Genomic DNA, 19,133 nt, shown 5'->3' with positions numbered 1-19,133 from the left:
GCTTAAAGAGAATAAACTTGTATTTTTACCTCTGATCTCTATGATTGGAGTCATTCTCATTCTTAACTAACTCTTTTATAAGCAACTATCATGCGTTTCATTATTTTTTTATCTTTAATACTTCCACTGACTACGTTGGCTTTCTCTGCCCATGCAAGAGACAAAATTGGTCTGGTATTAAGTGGTGGCGGTGCTAAAGGTACTGCTCATATAGGTGTGCTTAAAGTGCTTGAACAGCATAATATTCCTGTTGATTATGTTGTGGGCACTAGTATTGGTGCTTATGTTGGTGGTATGTATGCGTTAGGTTATGAAGTCAGTGATATTGAAGCCATTATGCTCGGCATGCCTTGGGATGATGGCTATTCTGATTTTATCCCCAGAGAGTCATTGGCTTACGATAAAAAACAACATCGCGATAGGTATAATTTATCGATACGATTAGGCTACAGCGAGGGGGAATTTAAAGTTCCAGCGGGTTTGCTGTTAGGTCAAAGTGCCTACCAAATTCTGCAACGTTCAACGGATACGGTGAGCTCTTTTGATAGTTTTGATGACTTAGCCATTCCTTATCGTGCTGTTGCCTCTGATATTGCCACAGCAAAAATGGTCGTGCTTGACTCAGGCAGTGTTAATGAAGCGATGAAAGCTTCAGCAGCGGTTCCTGGCATAGTTGCCGCGGTGGTTATTGATGGCAAAACCCTCGTCGATGGTGGTATCACTAATAACATGCCAATCGATGTCGTCAAAGCAATGGGCGCTGATATTGTCATTGCTGTTGATATTGGTTCGCCACTTGCAGAACAAAGTGAGCTAACCAGTACGGTATCTGTGCTTAATCAGCTATCAACCATTCTCACCAACAATACCAGTTTGGCGCAAAAAACATTACTTACCGAAAAAGATATTTTGCTGCGCCCTGCAATTGATAAGTTAAGTACTACTGATTGGTCTGTTATGCCGCAAGCTTTGGCCTTAGGCGAGCATGAAGCTCAGGCACAATCTGCAGCCTTAATGGAATTATCAATTAATGATGTTGATTATCAAGCTTATAAAAACCAAAAAAAACTGAAGGCCCAACAATGGTTTGATGCTTTACCTAGATATATTTCTGAAATTAAAATCAGCAATAACTCCAAAGTGGAGAACGACATCATCGAAAAAGTTTTTGCCGTTGAGTTAGGAAAAGAGCTCACGAAAGAAGCATTAGATACAGCTATAAATAGAGTCTATGCCTTAGATGAATTTGAACACGTTACGGTTGAGTTTGAAGACTCGCCAGAAGGACGAATTATTACATTAACGACTCAAGCTAAGTCTTGGGGGCCTAATTATTTTGACTTTGGTTTTAACTTAAAAACAGATTTTGCTGATCAGTCGATTACATCAATCAATATGTCGTATTTGATGACAAATGTTTCGGTAAATGGCGGACGTTGGTTAAACGAGCTTGAATTAGGGTGGGAAAGTCTGCTGGCGAGTGAGTTCTATCAACCGCTTAATCACAGCCATGATATCTATAGTCGAGCAAGGGTCTCTTTTGCTCAAGATAAGTGGGAAAAAACAAGTTTTCGTGAAGAGCTCAGAAAGGAGTATTATCAAGCAGCGCTAGCATTGGGTTATGATTATTCTTTTAAGGGAATTATTGAGCTAGGTATTATTGCAGAAACGGGGGATCTTTCTCTTGATAAACCAGGCACTGATGATTTTGATTATGACAGTTACGGTAGTTTTATAACGTTTGGTTACGATACCCTTGATAGCATTAATTTCCCCACCGATGGTAATAAATTATTAATTGAAGTGAAGTGGTTAAAAGATGAATACTCTCCTCAATTAAGTGATATAGAAAAAGATACGGCGTTTACCTATACCATTGATTGGCGTGGCGCTATAGGGATCAGAGGTCATACTTTTGTCGGAATTGCCTCCTTCGCTACTATTGATAATGAGAGCGACTTTAGCGTCCATGTTACTGAATTAGGTGGCTTTTTAAATCTCTCTGGTTACCAAGAAGATGCGTTAATTGGTGTACATAAAGTCTTTGCAGCCGTTGTTTATCAATATGATTTAGGCCGTGAAATTCCAGGTGGTTCAGGTTTACCTATCTATTTAGGCACGAGTGTAGAAGCAGGTAATGTATGGGGCATTGAAGATAGGATTAAGTATAACGACTTGATTAGTTCTGGTAGCATTTACTTAGGCACGGATACCAGTTTTGGACCTGCAGTATTTGGGGTCGGCTTTGCCACGAGTGGAGAACATTCATTTTTCTTATCTATTGGCAAAAACTGGTAGTGATAGTTATGGCTATTTTTATACAAGCTGTTGTTACGTAAAAGCAGTGAGGTAACATTTTAGGGTATCAAACAGTCTTTCCTTTTTATAGAATTTGTCTGTTGATAGAGTTTTCACATTTTTAAAGTAAAATTTACGTTTCACAACCTAACCATATTAGTTTAGCCCATGACAAAAATACCATTAGACAATGATTATGCTCAAGTTACTGCAATCACACTACACCAAGAAAGTGGTAAGGAATGTTTTGAAGGGCTCAGTATTTCTCATGCCCATTGCCAAGCAAAGGTCAGTTTGTATGGTGGTCAAGTTTTAAGCTTTAAACCTGATGGGCATAAAGATGTTTTATGGTTAAGTGAGCAAGCGAGTTATCAAGTGGGCAAGGCTATTCGTGGCGGTATTCCTTTATGTTGGCCATGGTTTGGGGCGAATGATAAACAAAATGAATATCTTACTGAAAATCCAACGATAACCCTTAAAACGCTGAACCATGGTTTTGCTCGTCAGTTGCCTTGGCATATAGCAAGTATTGACGCAGATGAGAGCGGCGTTACTTTAGTTTTAGTGTTAAGTGGTGATGATCAACACCCACTCTGGCCTAATGCATTTAGGTTAACGCAAACGCTATTTTTTGGAAAAAACCTTAAACAATCACTCGCAATGAGCAACCTCTCTTCTGAAGATGTTCAATACTCTGCCGCCCTACATAGTTATTTTACCGTCAGTAATCCCAACAATGTTAGTATTGATGCACTTACTGGACGTACTTATCATGACAAGTTAACGGGCAATTCAAATACCCAACAAGAGCCTGTATCTTGTGTGGGCGAAATTGATCGGGAATATCAAAGTGATGAAAAAATGACTCTTATTGATCATAACTGGCAGCGAAAAATTGAGATAAAAAGCGGTAATTGTCAGCAATGGGTCTTATGGAATCCAGGGACTGAATTAGCCAGTACTATGACCGATATTCATCCGCAAGGTGAGCAAGAATATGTTTGTTTAGAAGCGGCAAATACTCGTTGGCAAACAATCCCCGCGGCTGAAACCGTTGTTATTTCACAAGAGATAACTGTCAAACACTACGAAAGTGAATAAGGTTATCTAGCCTTAATTGATCCGCAAATAACGTTGTAACAAGCTTTGGGTGAAATTAATCTTAAGGTAAAAACCTCGAGGTAAGGTCATAAAAGGTTTACCATTACGATCAAAGGCTTGGGTTCTTGCCTTGTTGTTGGCTGCTTTGGGCCTTAACTGCATGACTTGTCCATGTTTACCATGGATGTTTTCCACTTCTCCTAGCACAATCATGTCGGTAAGCTCTTGCCAGTCCTGTGCTAATAACGCTTCTTCTTCAGCATTAGGCGACCATAAAAAGGGTGCGCCGACGATACGCTCATGTATTGGTACACCTTTAGGTGTGACTACGGGTACCCATAATACTCGCGCTAATTTTTTGCGCACATAACAATTGTGCCAATTCACACCGACAAGACCTGTTAATGGTGCAACACTGACAAAGGTTGTTTCTAGCGGTTTGGCATGCTCATTAATTGGTAAGGATTTTAGTTCAATGCCTAAGTGCGGGAAGTCAGGCTCTGGGCGAGAGCCTGCGCTAGCACCTAAAACATGTTCAAGTAATAAACCTATCCACCCTTTATTACGCGTTAAGTCAGTTGGAATGACGATACCTGCTTGTTCAGCCAATTCACCTAACGTTAAGCCGGCTAAATTTTGCGCTCTGTGCATGAGTGCTTGTTCAGAAGAGGGTATGTTCATAAATGAAACGACATTAACTAGGAAATATTTTCTTACTAAGGTTACGGACTATTATCATGGATTTACTAAAAAAATTAAAGTAATCATTTGCTCCACTGACGTTAATATGGTTGAATTGAGGCAAGTATTTTATATATTGTCAGGAGTTCCTGTGATCGATGCCGAAGGCTATCGCGCCAACGTCGGCATAGTAATAATTAATGACAGGGGACAAGTATTTTGGGCAAGGCGGTATGGACAACATTCATGGCAATACCCACAAGGTGGGGTTGATGAAGGTGAGACTGCTGAACAAACCATGTATCGTGAATTACATGAGGAAGTTGGTTTAAAACCTGAACACGTGAAAATTGTTGCTTCAACTAAGCATTGGTTAAAATATCGATTACCAAAACGTTATATTAGGCATGACTCAAAACCTGTTTGTATAGGTCAAAAGCAAAAGTGGTTTTTACTAAAACTAACTGCCGCTGAGTCTTCCGTTGATTTACTCCATAGCTCGCATCCTGAATTTGATGATTGGCGATGGGTGAGTTATTGGTATCCAGTCAGACAGGTAGTGTCTTTTAAACGTGATGTTTATCGTATGGTCATGAAAGAGTTTGCTAATTTTGCTTTACCACTTACGTACGAAAGACGACCTGATCGCCGTAAACGTAGGGCTTAATTACCATAGTGTCTAATTATTACTATGATTGTAAATCCTAATAGCCCACTTTATTGTGGGCTATTTTTTTATCAATATTCACTTTACAGTAATCATTAATTATATCGTTCGAACAACTTTATTAACTCGAATAATATTACTGAGGAATTAAATGTTAACTACCCTGCGCCGAATCGTATTAGAGTTCAGTCAAGAAGCTGAACTGCAAAATGCCCTTGAACGCATGGTTTACAGTGTAAAGAAAGCGATGAAAACAGATTGTTGTTCGATCTATCTCGCTGATTATCACCACCAACATTTTTTATTAATGGCCTCTGATGGCTTGGCGAAAGTATCAGTAGGAGAGACCAGTATAGGTTTCTCTGAAGGGTTAGTCGGCTTAGTTGGTCAACGAGAAGAGCCATTAAACATCGCTGATGCCCAGCAGCATCAAGATTATATCCATGCCCCAGAAGTTGAAGAAGAAGAATTCAATGCCTTTTTAGGTACTCCTATTATTCATCAACGTAAAGTACTTGGGATTTTAGCTATTCAGCAAAAAGAATCACGTTACTATACTGAAAATGATGAAGCTTTTTTAGTGACACTCTCGGCACAACTTGCCAGTGCTTTGGCCAATGCCGAAGTTAAAAATTTATTAAGTCACCAGCAGCAAAAAAATCATGGTGTAAAGCAATTGCATGGTATTGCTGGCGCGCCTGGGATTGCGCTAAGTGAAATTATTGTCTGCCAACCCCAGGCAGACCTTGCTGCGATCTCATTAAAAAAATCCCCTGATAGCGAGAAACAATTATTACGTTTTGAACAAGCGGTAGAAAAAACACGTATCGAGTTTGATGTACTAAGTAACCAATTGAGCAAGTCCATTGATGATGACAGCTTAGCTATATTTGACGTGTATAAACAATTGTTAGATCAAGCAAGCTTAGGCAACGAAGTTGCAGCTAAAATATCAAAGGGTTGGCGTGCAGATAGTGCATTAAAACTTGTAATAGAGCATTACATCACTCAGTTTGAAGCCATTGAAGACAGCTACTTTCGAGAGCGCGCTAGTGATATTCGAGATTTAGGTACCCGTTTACTGGTTAATATTCAGCAGCAAGCAGCAGAGGAACTGGAGTTACCCAGAGAATTTATTTTGTTGGCCCAAGATGTCAGCGCCTCATTGGTGGCACAATATCAACATCAAGGGTTGTTAGGCATCATTTCATTGTCGGGCTCTAATAACTCCCATGCCGCCATTTTAGCGCGCTCATTAGGGCTACCTGCCATAATGGGAGTTAACGCTTTAGTGCTTGGTCAGTTACATCAGCAGCAAGCGATAATTGATGGTTACAGTGGTGAGTTATTTATTAATCCAGATGAAGGGTTAATAAAAGAATATCAATATTTATTAAGCCAAGAAAAAGCCCTTACCGATAAAGTAATGGCAGTTGCTTCATTACCTTGTATTACCCAAGATGGTAGAGCAATTGAAGTATTACTTAATGCTGGTTTATCTGCTGGCTTTGAGCACTCAGCTAAACTTGGTGCCTTGGGTATAGGTTTATATCGTACAGAAATTCCGTTTATGAACCGTAACTGTTTTCCGTCAGAGCAAGAGCAAACGCAGTTATACCGTAAAGTATTACAGGTTTTTCCTAAACACGGTGTCACCATGCGAACCCTTGATGTTGGCGGCGACAAATCACTGCCATATTTCCCCATTAATGAAGAAAACCCTTTTCTTGGTTGGCGAGGTATCCGGATAACCTTAGATCACCCAGAAATCTTCTTGGTACAAGTACGTGCCATGTTACGGGCAAATCAAGGGTTAAATAACTTAGAGATTATGTTACCTATGATCTCAGGTGTTGAAGAGGTTGATGAAGCGAATCGATTAATTAATCAGGCTTTTTTTGAACTTAAAGCTGAATTGACCAAAGATATAACGACAGAGCTTATGTCTGCGAGTAATGAAGATGGTCATTTAACCCTACAGCAGGCACAACAAAAAGCACAGGCGGTTACAGCCAAAGTAGTAAGACCTAAAGTCGGTATTATGCTGGAAGTGCCTTCTGTTATTTTTCAAATGGAAGCTTTATCTAAACGCGTTGATTTCTTTTCTGTGGGTAGTAATGATTTAACCCAGTATTTATTAGCCGTTGATCGAAACAATAGTCAAGTCGCCAATTTATATGATGCTTTTCATCCTGCAGTATTAAATGCGTTAAATAGTATCGCACAACAATCAGCGCAATGTTTAACGCCCATTAGTTTATGTGGCGAGTTAGCCTCACAACCTGCAGGGGCTATTTTATTATTGGCAATGGGCTTTGACAAAATAAGTATGAATGGCCATAACGTCCCACGTATTAAGTGGGTTATTCGTCATATTTCATTTGAACAAGCACAGAATATTTTAGATAAAGCATTAACATTGACCACCGCTAAGGAAGTACATAGTTATCTTAATGAACAGCTTGAAGCACTTGGCCTAGGTGGCTTTATTCGGGCAGGTTTTTAGTGGTCATGCAACTCTAAAAAACTTTATGCCACACAGTGTTTTATTTCATAGTTAGGAGCGGTCTTACCGCACAGTTGAATGATTTTAACCGTTTTAATTTCTTGTCTCGTATTAGGTAGCGTTGTTGGTTTTTTAGCTGGTTTACTGGGTATTGGCGGTGGTCTTATTATCGTGCCTGCATTAGCGTATTTACTGCCTATGGTTGGAATAAGTAATGAGGTGGTTATGCCCATGGCGTTAGGCACCTCGCTAGGCGCAATTGTTATTACTTCAACCAGTGCTGCTTATGCTCATCATAGAAAAAGTAATATTCCCTGGCCATTAGCAAGACAGTTATTGATATTAGTTGCGGTGGGAGCATTAATAGGCGCTTTTATTGCGGATTCTCTTTCAAGTGAAGCATTGACTGGCTTTTTCTCTTTTGTTGTTATGTTACTTGCCGCTTACATGTTGCTCTCGATAAATGTTTCTAAGCAAAGGTCGCTACCCGCTGCATATGTATTGCAATTACTTAGCTTTATCACGGGTATCATCTCAAGTTTAATGGGGATTGCCGGCGGAGCAATTCTTGTACCTTCCTTGAGTTTTTTTGGTGTCCCGGTTCGACACGCAATTGGTATTGCCACGGCTTGTGGTGTGATGGTTGCGCTGTTTGGCTCTCTTGGCTACATTATTACGGGGTTTAACTCACCGGATCTCCCTGATTTGAGTTTAGGCTACTTATATTTGCCAGCGCTCTTAGGTATTGTGGTAAGTTCGTCAATACTCGCACCATTAGGTGTTAAATATGCGGGTAAACTACCGGTAAAAACCTTGAAGAAATGCTTTGCTGTATTTCTTATTTTCGTCGCTTTGAAAATGATGATGGTTTAATGCTTTTTCTGTGAGTACTTTGCGACTTTACAGCGTATAATATTGCGAAATAAAAGATTTTGTTTTATCACCTATTATGGCGACATGAACAGAACAGTTTTGAAATATTTTTTATAATAGTTTTTAGTTCTAATTTTCTACTTTTAACCTCTACTTATTAGAGATGGACAAGCAATGACAGATAAGTTTTTACAATTCCCGGTGATAGATCCAATCATCTTTAGTATTGGCCCGGTTTCACTACGTTGGTATGGCACTATGTACCTTATCGGCTTCCTTGCGGCTATGTTTATGGCAAATAAAGCGGCAGATAGAAGTCATGGTCTATGGACTCGTGACCAAGTGAGTGACTTATTATTTTATGGATTTTTAGGTGTTATTCTCGGTGGCCGTGTTGGTTATGTACTCTTTTATCAATTCGAATACTTCTTATCAGACCCTCTCTACTTGTTAGAAATATGGCAAGGCGGTATGTCCTTTCACGGAGGATTATTGGGCGTGATACTGGCGATCTATATCTTTGCCCGTAAAACCAATAAATCCTTTTTAGCTGTGGGCGATTTTGTCGCACCGTTAGTTCCTATTGGTTTAGGTATGGGACGCTTAGGTAACTTCATTAATGCAGAGTTATGGGGGCGTCAAACGGATGTTCCTTGGGCAATGGTTTTCCCAACAGATCCACTACAAGTACCACGTCACCCATCGCAATTGTATGAGTTTGCTTTAGAGGGAGTTGTACTCTTTGCCATCTTATATATTATTAGTCGTAAAACTCGCAGTCTTGGATTAGCATCTGGTGCCTTTTTAATTGGCTATGGTGTCTTTAGAAGTATTGTTGAATTTTTCCGTGAACCAGATGCGCACCTTGGTTTATACTTCTCTTTTATTTCTAAAGGGCAAATTTTGAGTATTCCAATGATCTTAGTGGGTATGCTTATTATTTATTTAGGATATGTATCGCAACAGAAATCAGCTATTGCTCAAGGACGTTCAGCTCAGGACAAAAAGTCGCATACAGCGGGCGGAAAATCAGCTTCTAAATCAGGTAAAAAAACAGTAAAAGGAAATAATTAATGCGCGCTTATTTAGATTTATGTCAACGTATTATTGACCAAGGCACTTGGGTTGAAAATGAGCGTACTGGCAAACGTTGTTTGACCGTAATTAATGCTGATTTAGAGTACAATGTTGGTAAAAATGAATTTCCCTTAATCACCACACGTAAAAGCTTTTTCAAATCGGCTATTGCTGAGTTTATAGGTTATATTCGTGGTTATGATAGCGCTGCCGATTTCCGTAAATTGGGCACTAAAACCTGGGATGCTAATGCTAATTTAAATGATGCTTGGCTTAATAACGCTCACCGTAAAGGTGAAGACGATATGGGCCGCGTTTATGGTATTCAAGGTCGAGCATGGGCGAAGCCTGATGGTGGAACTATTGACCAGTTGAAAAAGATTGTTGATAACCTTAAAAATGGTATTGATGATCGTGCTGAGATCATGACCTTTTATAATCCAGGTGAATTTCATATGGGCTGTTTAAGACCTTGCATGCATACCCATAACTTTTCATTACTTGGCGATACTTTGCATTTAACTAGCTTTCAACGTTCATGTGATGTGCCGCTAGGACTTAATTTTAACCAAGTTCAAGTTTTTGCTTTTCTAGCGTTAATGGCGCAAATAACAGGTAAGAAAGCCGGTATGGCATATCACAAAATAGTGAATGCGCATATCTACGAAGATCAGTTACCACTGATGAAGGAAGTGCAGCTCAAACGTGAGCCGCTAGCTTTACCAAAGCTTATCATTAACCCTGATATCAAGTCGTTAGAAGATCTTGAAACCTGGGTGACAATGGATGACTTCAAAGTTGAAGGTTATCAATGCCATGACGCGATTAAGTACCCATTTGCTGTGTAATTATTAAAAGTCTTGCTAAATTATTTAAATAAAAAGGCCACTTGATAAATAGGACGGTAGGAAACTGAGGGATATTTTTTTACAAAAACTCCCCTCAAAGCCACATTAAATGGTTATTAAAAAGCCTGTAAATGATAAGTTTACGGGCTTTTTTCTTTTAATATTATGCGGTTAGGTTACTCATCTAAACTTTGCTTTTTAATACTTTGATTTAAAAGGATTTTAACTTTATGAAATTGAAATAAAAAAACAAAAATATATATTTTAACCTGTTGATATTATTAGACTTAATTATTGCTTAATACGGATTGACACATAATCTATTGTTTTTAATGAAAAATAATGTGCAAACTTATGTTTCAACAAGAAGATTTAGTTTTGCAAGTTTAATGAATTCAATGAGTTGACGTAAAAAAGGGATGAAAATCATCCCTTAATATTCTACCAGCCTACTTGATAAAGTGGCCTTTTTTGTGGTCTTGTACTCGCTTACTAGGTATTACTTAGCAAATACCACGGATTTTTTACCGTGCAAGAAAATTCGATGCTCAATATGACAGCTCACCGCTCGGGCTAGCGTTAAACATTCAATATCACGTCCTTTAGCCGCTAAATCTTGAGGATAATAACTGTGATCAACTGTTTCAACACCTTGGCTGATAATTGGCCCTTCATCAAGATCGTCGCTGACATAATGCGCTGTAGCGCCAACCAACTTAATACCACGATCATAGGCTTGATAATAAGGTCTTGCGCCTTTAAAACCAGGTAATAAAGAGTGGTGAATGTTAATGGCTTTGCCGGAAAGTTTTTCACACAAATCATGAGAGAGTACTTGCATGTACCGTGCTAATACCACTAAATCGGCATCACATTCTTGAATAATTTTATAAACCTTCGCTTCTTGCTCAGGCTTAGTTTCTTTAGTGATTGGTAGGTGGTAATAAGGAATATCATGCCATTTAGCCAACTCTTCTAGATCGGGGTGATTAGAAATAATTGCAGGAATTTCAATACTAAGATCACCAGTACGGTAGCGGTATAACAAGTCATTAAGACAATGATCATGCTTAGATACCATGATGACAACTTTAGACTTATAAGGACTCGATGCCAGTTCCCATTTCATGTCAAATTCACTTGCGCGTTCACCGAATTCTTGGCAAAAGTCATCTCGATTAAAGTTTGTCGCAGTATCGGCTCTAAACTCTGCACGTATAAAAAAACGACTCTCATCGGTATCATCAAATGAATGAATTTCGTTAATATAAAACCCTTGTTCAAATAAAAAACGGGTAACCACGTCAACCGTACCTGGTTGGCTAGGACAACTCGCGGTGATAATGTGGGTTTGCGATACTGGTTTGATATCGGACATTTTCGATCCTCTACTTTAATTTAATAAACGCTAAGTTCTTAAGTCCAAACTTATGCGGCTTATTATTGTCGATATGTATTCCCGTAAGTGTTTGAAAAAACTTTAGGGGCTGTGGTGTTATGTAAATAATGGTTAAGCCGTATTCTAAATTGACTTACTGAGCCATAACCAAATATAGTCAAAAAAAACTATTATGAACAACTCATTATAACGTATCTGCACCTAGACGAAAATGTGAATAATCGCCTTAGTGAAGATAGAATTAACAATTTTTTGCTAGACAGTGTTTATTTGAATCATAGTCTATTTATTCATGCATGAGTTTCGATTAACTTAAGATATATCCCCGCTTTACTTGTCATCAGCGCACATAGATTAAGATGAGAAATGTTCGGTTTACACAAGTCTCGCCGATTGTTATATGCCAAGTTTATTCTATCGTAGAAAATAAAGGCTTGTTGTTTCAGACTAATTCTGGTTGAATCGATTTAATTAAACGCGTGTATGAATTATTTTGTGAGACTTATGATCACCATTAAAGTGACACAGAAAATATTGGCTTCTGCTGAAAAAGTGAGGCAAGTGTTATTAGAACATCGACAGTTAGATCGATTTTTTAATGCCAAATTTAACTTAGTTAAATCACAAAACAGTGGTGAGTTTATCGGCGGTAAGGGTGCTATTCGTCAAGTCTCTATTGGAAAAGTAGTCTTTGAGGAAGAGATATTAAGTGCCAGTAATGAGCATATTTGTTATCAGATTGTTGGTAACTATCCGGTATCAGATCATCATGGCGATATTCAGTTAATGTCACGTGGCGAAGACAATCAAACCACGCAGCTTAACTACGTGATTAAATTTAATGGACCTAAATGGTTGCCTTCTTTTTTGCTAAAGTTCTTTGTTGGTAATGATATTCGCAAGGCGATGAAAAAATTAGCACTGCACTTTGCTAACGAGCGTATTTCTTTGGAGGATGCCGCATGAGTATTGAAATAATATTACTGGCATTAAGTCCAATATTTTTAACTTTCATTGTTTACGAATTTATTAAGCACCGTAAACTGTATGACATTAAAGACAGTTTATCAAATACGGCGTTAGCACTTTTACACCAAGGCTCTGATGCACTTTCTTTAATCGTATTAATGCCTTTTTTTTATTGGTTACATCAATTTGCAGTATTTGAAATCTCACTCAACTTTGCGACTATTTTTATCGCATTTTTATTACAAGATTTTCTATATTATTGGTTTCATAAAGCGTCACATCATATCCATTGGTTATGGGCCGCTCATGTTGTGCATCATAGCTCTACTCATATGAATTTCTCAACCGCATTTAGACAATCATTGATGTACCCACTAGCAGGTATGTGGATTTTTTGGATGCCGATGATCATTATCGGCTTTGACCCTATTACTGTATTTACCGTAGTTGCACTGAATTTAGCGTATCAATTTTTTGTTCACACTCAGATAGTACATAAGTTAGGTTGGTTTGAAAAAATATTTAATACGCCTTCTCATCATCGAGTGCATCACTCCACCAATAAAGCCTATTTAGACAGAAATTTTGCCGGTGTATTAATTATCTGGGATAAGATGTTTGGCACTTATGTTGAAGAAAATACTGAGAAAAATGGTCCTTGTCGTTATGGTATTGTTGGTCAAATAAAATCCAACAACCCATTTTATATTAGTTTCCATCAGTGGGTTTATCTATTTAAAAAAACTGTTGATGCAAAAGGGCTAAAAGCTAAGTATCGGGTATTATTTACCTATCCAACAAGTTCCGTTGAAAAATAAAAGCGCTAAAGAAATGACTAAATAAAAAAGCTCCAGTAAGTATTACTTATTGGAGCTCTGAAATTTTAACGGTATTGACGCTATTGAACTGTCATCATTAATTGCGAGTGATATCTAAATAGCGCCAAGAATAGTTTTTAACACTCGATAATGTTAACCGCTAAACCACCACGTGATGTTTCTTTATATTTAGTTTTCATATCATTACCTGTTTCCCACATGGTTTTGATTACTTTATCTAAAGATACTTTTTGTGTGCCTGTACCGCGAAGGGCAAGGCGTGAAGCGTTTATTGCTTTAACTGAACCCATTGCATTTCGTTCAATACAAGGTACTTGCACTAACCCGCCAACAGGATCACAAGTTAAACCGAGGTTATGCTCCATACCAATTTCAGCAGCATTTTCCACCTGTGAAGGACTTCCGCCCATTATTTCTGTTAATGCACCTGCGGCCATTGAGCAAGCAACACCAACTTCACCTTGACAGCCTACTTCAGCACCAGAAATTGATGCGTTGGTTTTATATAAAATACCGATAGCTGCAGCGGTAAGTAAATAACGAATACAATCATCATCGGTAACAGGTTTAATAAATTTGTCGTAGTAACAAAGTACCGCGGGAAGAATACCGGCAGCGCCGTTTGTTGGTGCGGTAACTACGCGACTTCCTGATGCATTTTCTTCATTTACCGCCATTGCGAACAAGTTAACCCAGTCCATAGCGTTAAGAGGATCGTTAGAATTTTCTACCATCAAGGCGCGATGAAGGGCAGGGGCTCTACGATTCAAGTTTAGGCCACCAGGGAGAATACCTTCTGTAGCAATTCCTCGGTCGACACTTGATTTCATCGCATGCCAAATTTCAATTAATTTAGTGCGTATTGTCGCTTCATCGTTTAAGCACTTTTCATTATTCATCATAATGGTACTAATGCTTAAACCATGCTCTTTGGCTTCATGGAGTAATTTATCGCCAGTAGAAAATACATGAGGAGGATTAATGCTGGTGTGTAGCGTTAATGCTTCATCTTTTTCTTTTTCGAAGTCACAATCTTCAACAATAAAACCACCACCAATAGAATAATAGGTTTGTTCTAATAGCAAGCTATCTCCTTGGTAGGCATACAAAGTCATAGCATTAGAATGAGCAGGCAAGGTTTTTTTACGGTGATAAATAATAGCGTCATCTTTAGGAAAACTAACTTCGTGAGTACCGTTAAGTGATATTTTTTGGCTACTTACAACGTCGGCTAAGGTCGATTCTATTGATTCAACAGGAATGCCTTCAGGTGTTTGTCCGGTAAAGCCTAAAATAACTGCTTTACCCGTGCCATGACCAATACCTGTTTGTCCTAATGAACCGAACAGTTCACATTTTGCTCTGTCAACGCTAGTTAATAAATTCTGTTTAACTAACTCATCAACGAAAAGTTTCGCTGCTTTCATAGGGCCCACTGTATGTGAGCTTGATGGACCTATGCCAATAGAAAACATATCAAATACACTGATCATAATTTTTACCTTCGCTCTGCTTATGTAATTTGCACTATTCTTTAATTATAGACCCAATGCCCTCTAAGCGAAAGCTCGAACATATGGGCTGTTACAATATCAAAATTAGATTTTTACGCTATTTTCCGAATTATAACTGGTTTTTGTCTGAATAATGGGATTATTGTCGATTCTTTTTATCGGTAGTAATTCTAGCTGAAAGTGAACAAATAAAGAACCAAAATATTCAACTATTAAAGAACTAAATGCACTAATAAGGAAATATATATTCGAGTCACTTGAAGAGAAGTCACAGCCAGCCTGGCTTTGATCCGGTTTATACTGTGCTATTAATTTTGATAAGGTAGCAGTATAGATGAGGCTAAATAGAGGAGGTCTTATTTTAGTTGGGTTATATAGCGAATAAAAATCTTCATCTGCAACTAGCTTGGCTATAAGATAATATTAGCGGAGCAACTAGTTTATGTGGGCAACTAAATCTTTGAGCATAACCGCGGTAGCACCCCAAATATTATAGTCTTTATAGGGTAAGAAGTGCACCTTGTGTTGTTTGCCCCCTCTATGGGCGACAAATACATGGTGGTCAGTAGTGGTTAAAAAGTGTTGTAAAGGTACCTGAAATACTTCAGTGACTTCATTTTTATCTATTTGGTAAATTTGAGAACTGGCAACAATGGCAATAATCGGGGTAACTTGAAAACCACTGATAGTCTCATAGGGGGGCAATTGTCCAGCCACAGTTACCGCTTCACGAGACAAGCCTATTTCTTCAAAAGCTTCCCGAAGAGCAGTATCTATTAGTGATTTATCTTCCCTTTCTACTTTTCCACCAGGGAAACTCACTTGCGAAGGGTGATGTTTAAGGTGGCTAGCTCTTTTTGTTAATAATACCTGTAAACCATCATCACTGTCCGATTCTACCAAAGCGATGAGTACTGCTGCCGACCTTAGCGGTAATGGGTGCTGATAGTTATGTTCAGATTCGGTCAACTGTAGCAAGTTAAAGCGTAATAAAAATTCATCTTTAGTCATTGTCATCACTCGTTAACAGTACTACGTAATTAGTATTGATTTGTTTGCTTAGTTAAGGTCTTAGGAAAGGCATTAACTAAGGTGTTAGTTAAATCCTACACCTGATTGAGCTTTGATAATACAGGTAAAATGCAATTAACTTTATCAAAGGTTTCTTGATACTCACTTTCTGCGGTTGAATCAGCGACCAATCCGCCGCCTGCCCAGCAATGAATTGTCTTCTCATCAGTCTCAGAGGCGTTAGCTGAGATGTCGCTAGGCTGACAAATTAAGGTTCTAATGGTAATACTGGTATCCATAGTGCCACAATTAGAAAGATAGCCAATTGAGCCGCAATAGACACTGCGACGGTGAGGCTCTAGCTCTTCAATGATTTCCATGGCACGTATTTTCGGTGCGCCAGTAATTGAGCCGCCAGGAAAGGCGCCGCGTAGTAAATCAGTTGCATGTTTATCACTAGCAAGTGATCCTTCAACGGTACTCACCAAATGATGTACCGCAGGGAAACTTTCAATATCAAATAGTTTAGGTACCTTTACCGACCCCGCTTGACAGCTTTTACTGATGTCATTACGCAGTAAATCAACAATCATTAAGTTTTCAGCATTATCTTTACTTGAGTGCCTTAATATCTCGGCATTTTTAGTATCTTGCACTTTATCATCACTGCGTGGCATTGTGCCTTTAATTGGCTTACTTTGTACCTTACCTTGCGATAATTGCAAGAAACGTTCAGGAGATACACTTAATATAGCCGCATTTTCTAAGCGTATAAAAGCAGAAAATGGCGCTTTATTTGCTGACTTTAATGCTAAATATGCTTCGAATTCGTCACCTTGGTATTGTGCACTAAAACGTTGGGCTAAATTGATTTGGTAACAATCTCCGCTCAGTAAATAATTTTGCACCTGATTAAATTTATCAAGGTAACCAGCTTTATCCATATTTGATTGCCAGTTACTTGTTAATTGAAAGTGCTTTGTTTCTTCTTCATTTTTTAGGCTATTTAGTGTTTCATTTGAGCTGATCATTGAGTTAACTAATGTCGATTCAATCTCATTGCGTTCATCATCAGGGCAAACTAGATAAAACTGTGCTGAGATGCTGTCAAAAATAACGGCGCGATCATATAGTCCAACAGCCATGTCAGGTAAATCAATGTCTTGTTTAGCTATGTTAGGTAGTCGCTCAAATCGACGGCCTAAATCATAAGAGAAATAACCGAGTGCTCCCCCTAAAAAAGGCAGGGATTCATGTGGGGACTTGGGGGGATTAAAGATCTGAAGTTGCAGTTGCTTAAGCAGTAAAAGCGGGTCGTCAGTGCTTTTGACCGTGTTTTTTGATTTGGGAAAATATATGTCAGTACTATTACCCTTTGATGTCAGGGTTACTATCGGCTGCCATACTAAAATATCGTAACGACTATCTATATGATCGCTATTGCCGGAGTCTAACCACATTGCCCAAGGTTGTTGAGCTATAGGCGCAAAAATGTCCTCTGTAGTAGTACCACTTTTTAGAGGCAGTTCTTTGGCTGTAATTAATACCTTGCTTTTTATCTTATTAAGGTTGGCATTAATGCTAGAAGTAAATGTATTGTTAGTGGGCTTGAACAAGGTTTACATACTCTACGTATTCGCTAATTAAATAGTTATTATCAGTGATAAGAGACTGGTAGCACTTTCAATAGCAGGTTATTATATGAAGTAGAATTATTATAACTTTCAACCACCCAGTATTAAAGGGTATAAAGAATATTAAAGAATATTCAAGTTAATAGAGAGCACTATGGCCATCATTAAACAACAAGACTTAATCGATAGTATTGAAGATGCATTGCAATATATTTCTTATTATCATCCGATTGATTTCATTCAGGCATTAGAAAAAGCCTATAACAAAGAAGAATCAACGGCGGCGAAAGACGCAATAGCACAAATTTTAATTAACTCACGTATGTCTGCACAGGGTAAACGTCCTATTTGTCAAGATACTGGTATTGTTACCTGTTTTGTTAAAGTAGGTATGGATGTTCAGTGGGATAAAACTGATTTGACAGTGCAGCAAATGGTTGATGAAGGTACGCGTCGTGCATACTTAAATCCTGATAACCCATTACGAGCTTCTATCGTTGCAGACCCAACAGGCGCACGTAAGAACACGAAAGACAATACACCAGCTGTTGTACATATTGATATGGTTGCCGGCTCAGGGCTTGAAATCATGATTGCTGCTAAAGGTGGCGGTAGTGAAAACAAAACTAAAATGGTGATGTTAAACCCATCTGATTCGATTGCTGATTGGGTTGTTAAAACACTACCTACAATGGGCGCAGGTTGGTGTCCACCAGGCATGTTAGGTATAGGTGTTGGTGGTACGGCTGAAAAAGCAGGCGTCTTAGCGAAAGAAAGCTTAATGGACCCAGTTAATATTCAAGACTTAATGGCTCGTGGCCCACAAAATGCGGAAGAAGAGTTACGTCTTGAAATTTTTGAGCGTGTTAATAAATTAGGCATTGGCGCACAAGGATTAGGTGGTTTAACAACCGTAGTTGATGTAAAGATTAATTCAGTGCCAACACATGCTGCTTCTAAGCCCGTTGTTATGATCCCTAACTGTGCGGCGACTCGTCATGTTCATTTCCACCTTGATGGATCGGGTCCGGCTGATTTAATACCACCTAAGCTTGAAGAATGGCCTGAAATCACTTGGGAAGTTGGGGAAAATGTTCGTCGTGTAAATGTTGATGACTTAGGTAAAGCTGACATTAGTGAATGGAAAACAGGTGAAACTGTTTTACTTAGCGGTACCATTTTAACGGGTCGTGATGCCGCACATAAACGCATTCAAGATATGTTAGCTAAAGGCGAAAAACTGCCGGTAGATTTTACTGACAAATTTATTTATTACGTAGGTCCTGTAGATGCTATCGGTGATGAAGCGGTAGGTCCTGCTGGCCCGACAACCGCAACACGTATGGATAAGTTTACTGAAATGATGTTAGCTGAAACAGGCCTATTAGGCACAATCGGTAAAGCAGAGCGTGGCGCAGCTACCGTTGAGTGCATTAAAAACCACAAGTCTGTTTATTTAATGGCTGTCGGTGGCGCTGCTTACCTTGTATCAAAAGCAATCAAGAAAGCCAAAGTTGTTGCCTTTGAAGACATGGGTATGGAAGCTATTTATGAGTTTGAAGTAGAAGACATGCCAGTAACTGTTGCTGTTGATAGCGCTGGCGAATCAGCTCATGTAACAGGCCCTGAAATTTGGAAAGTTAAAATTCAAGAAGCTGAAGACAAAGCAACGTCTTAATCTAATAGGTAGTTAGCTGAGGCTAGTCACTACTCATT

15 protein-coding genes are annotated in these 19,133 nt (G+C 38.8%); 10 read left to right on the top strand and 5 right to left on the bottom strand.

Annotated features, from left to right (window positions below; translation table 11 throughout):
• Positions 1-90: 90 nt before the first annotated feature.
• Positions 91-2,298 (top strand): patatin-like phospholipase family protein, encoded by a 2,208-nt coding sequence (locus tag ND2E_RS13765; RefSeq protein WP_033093284.1) that lies wholly within the window; start codon positions 91-93, stop codon positions 2,296-2,298.
• Positions 2,299-2,466: 168 nt separating this feature from the next.
• On the top strand, positions 2,467-3,399 hold the full coding sequence (locus ND2E_RS13770; protein WP_033093283.1) for a D-hexose-6-phosphate mutarotase: 933 nt from the start codon (positions 2,467-2,469) through the stop codon (positions 3,397-3,399).
• Positions 3,400-3,411: 12 nt separating this feature from the next.
• Here the strand turns inward: ND2E_RS13770 and mutH are convergent, their stop codons facing one another.
• Positions 3,412-4,080, bottom strand: coding sequence for a DNA mismatch repair endonuclease MutH (gene mutH, locus ND2E_RS13775; protein WP_033093282.1), 669 nt, complete (start codon positions 4,078-4,080; stop codon positions 3,412-3,414).
• A 151-nt stretch (positions 4,081-4,231) separates the two neighbouring features.
• Between mutH and rppH the strand changes: the two genes are divergently transcribed.
• From rppH to ND2E_RS13800, 5 genes are all read left to right on the top strand, one after another.
• Positions 4,232-4,747, top strand: coding sequence for an RNA pyrophosphohydrolase (gene rppH / locus ND2E_RS13780; protein ID WP_033093281.1), 516 nt, complete (start codon positions 4,232-4,234; stop codon positions 4,745-4,747).
• Between the two features lie 151 nt (positions 4,748-4,898).
• Complete coding sequence (gene ptsP / locus ND2E_RS13785; protein WP_033093280.1) at positions 4,899-7,253, top strand: phosphoenolpyruvate--protein phosphotransferase; 2,355 nt, start codon at positions 4,899-4,901, stop codon at positions 7,251-7,253.
• Between the two features lie 78 nt (positions 7,254-7,331).
• Positions 7,332-8,126 (top strand): sulfite exporter TauE/SafE family protein, encoded by a 795-nt coding sequence (locus ND2E_RS13790; RefSeq protein ID WP_033093279.1) that lies wholly within the window; start codon positions 7,332-7,334, stop codon positions 8,124-8,126.
• A 174-nt stretch (positions 8,127-8,300) separates the two neighbouring features.
• On the top strand, positions 8,301-9,200 hold the full coding sequence (gene lgt / locus ND2E_RS13795) for a prolipoprotein diacylglyceryl transferase (protein WP_033093278.1): 900 nt from the start codon (positions 8,301-8,303) through the stop codon (positions 9,198-9,200).
• Positions 9,200-10,051: a thymidylate synthase gene (locus ND2E_RS13800; protein ID WP_033093277.1), complete on the top strand. Its 852-nt coding sequence runs from the start codon at positions 9,200-9,202 to the stop codon at positions 10,049-10,051. The genes lgt and ND2E_RS13800 overlap by 1 nt, the downstream gene beginning before the upstream one ends.
• A 499-nt stretch (positions 10,052-10,550) precedes the next feature.
• On the opposite strand, the gene purU is transcribed toward ND2E_RS13800, so the two are convergent.
• Positions 10,551-11,429, bottom strand: a complete 879-nt coding sequence (purU, locus tag ND2E_RS13805; protein WP_033093276.1) for a formyltetrahydrofolate deformylase — start codon at positions 11,427-11,429, stop codon at positions 10,551-10,553.
• 525 nt (positions 11,430-11,954) lie between these two features.
• On the opposite strand from purU, the gene ND2E_RS13810 reads away from it, so the two are divergent.
• Together ND2E_RS13810 and ND2E_RS13815 are read left to right on the top strand one after the other, a co-directional pair.
• Positions 11,955-12,416, top strand: coding sequence for an SRPBCC family protein (locus ND2E_RS13810; protein WP_033093275.1), 462 nt, complete (start codon positions 11,955-11,957; stop codon positions 12,414-12,416).
• Positions 12,413-13,237 (top strand): sterol desaturase family protein, encoded by an 825-nt coding sequence (locus ND2E_RS13815; protein WP_033093274.1) that lies wholly within the window; start codon positions 12,413-12,415, stop codon positions 13,235-13,237. Before ND2E_RS13810 ends, ND2E_RS13815 begins: the two co-directional genes overlap by 4 nt.
• A gap of 137 nt (positions 13,238-13,374) precedes the next feature.
• Here the strand turns inward: ND2E_RS13815 and ND2E_RS13820 are convergent, their stop codons facing one another.
• The 3 genes from ND2E_RS13820 to pabB all read right to left on the bottom strand — a co-directional run bounded on the left by ND2E_RS13820 (position 13,375) and on the right by pabB (position 17,324).
• Entirely contained in the window at positions 13,375-14,751 is a 1,377-nt protein-coding gene (locus ND2E_RS13820) for an L-serine ammonia-lyase (RefSeq protein ID WP_033093273.1), read from the bottom strand.
• A 456-nt stretch (positions 14,752-15,207) separates the two neighbouring features.
• On the bottom strand, positions 15,208-15,783 hold the full coding sequence (locus ND2E_RS13825) for a CoA pyrophosphatase (protein WP_033093272.1): 576 nt from the start codon (positions 15,781-15,783) through the stop codon (positions 15,208-15,210).
• A 95-nt stretch (positions 15,784-15,878) separates the two neighbouring features.
• Positions 15,879-17,324 (bottom strand): aminodeoxychorismate synthase component I, encoded by a 1,446-nt coding sequence (gene pabB / locus ND2E_RS13830; RefSeq protein ID WP_395858413.1) that lies wholly within the window; start codon positions 17,322-17,324, stop codon positions 15,879-15,881.
• Positions 17,325-17,571: 247 nt separating this feature from the next.
• Here pabB and ND2E_RS13835 point away from each other — a divergent pair, with 247 nt between their 5' ends.
• Positions 17,572-19,095: a fumarate hydratase gene (locus ND2E_RS13835; protein ID WP_033093271.1), complete on the top strand. Its 1,524-nt coding sequence runs from the start codon at positions 17,572-17,574 to the stop codon at positions 19,093-19,095.
• The last annotated feature ends 38 nt before the right edge of the window (positions 19,096-19,133 follow it).

The sequence above is a fragment of the Colwellia psychrerythraea genome (genome assembly GCF_000764225.1).
GTDB lineage: Bacteria > Pseudomonadota > Gammaproteobacteria > Enterobacterales > Alteromonadaceae > Colwellia > Colwellia psychrerythraea_D.
The sequence above is the reverse complement of the archived record's forward strand: the minus strand, read 5'-3'. Positions and strand labels throughout refer to the sequence as shown.

Bases quoted from the DNA above. Each gene is read 5' to 3' on its own strand.
- ptsP (WP_033093280.1), top strand. From the start codon at position 4,899: ATGTTAACTACCCTGCGCCGAATCGTATTAGAGTTCAGTCAAGAAGCT.
- ND2E_RS13820 (WP_033093273.1), bottom strand. From the start codon at position 14,751: ATGATCAGTGTATTTGATATGTTTTCTATTGGCATAGGTCCATCAAGC.
- ND2E_RS13800 (WP_033093277.1), top strand. From the start codon at position 9,200: ATGCGCGCTTATTTAGATTTATGTCAACGTATTATTGACCAAGGCACT.
- ND2E_RS13825 (WP_033093272.1), bottom strand. From the start codon at position 15,783: ATGACTAAAGATGAATTTTTATTACGCTTTAACTTGCTACAGTTGACC.
- purU (WP_033093276.1), bottom strand. From the start codon at position 11,429: ATGTCCGATATCAAACCAGTATCGCAAACCCACATTATCACCGCGAGT.
- ND2E_RS13790 (WP_033093279.1), top strand. From the start codon at position 7,332: ATGATTTTAACCGTTTTAATTTCTTGTCTCGTATTAGGTAGCGTTGTT.
- lgt (WP_033093278.1), top strand. From the start codon at position 8,301: ATGACAGATAAGTTTTTACAATTCCCGGTGATAGATCCAATCATCTTT.
- ND2E_RS13835 (WP_033093271.1), top strand. From the start codon at position 17,572: ATGGCCATCATTAAACAACAAGACTTAATCGATAGTATTGAAGATGCA.
- ND2E_RS13770 (WP_033093283.1), top strand. From the start codon at position 2,467: ATGACAAAAATACCATTAGACAATGATTATGCTCAAGTTACTGCAATC.
- ND2E_RS13765 (WP_033093284.1), top strand. From the start codon at position 91: ATGCGTTTCATTATTTTTTTATCTTTAATACTTCCACTGACTACGTTG.
- ND2E_RS13815 (WP_033093274.1), top strand. From the start codon at position 12,413: ATGAGTATTGAAATAATATTACTGGCATTAAGTCCAATATTTTTAACT.
- mutH (WP_033093282.1), bottom strand. From the start codon at position 4,080: ATGAACATACCCTCTTCTGAACAAGCACTCATGCACAGAGCGCAAAAT.
- ND2E_RS13810 (WP_033093275.1), top strand. From the start codon at position 11,955: ATGATCACCATTAAAGTGACACAGAAAATATTGGCTTCTGCTGAAAAA.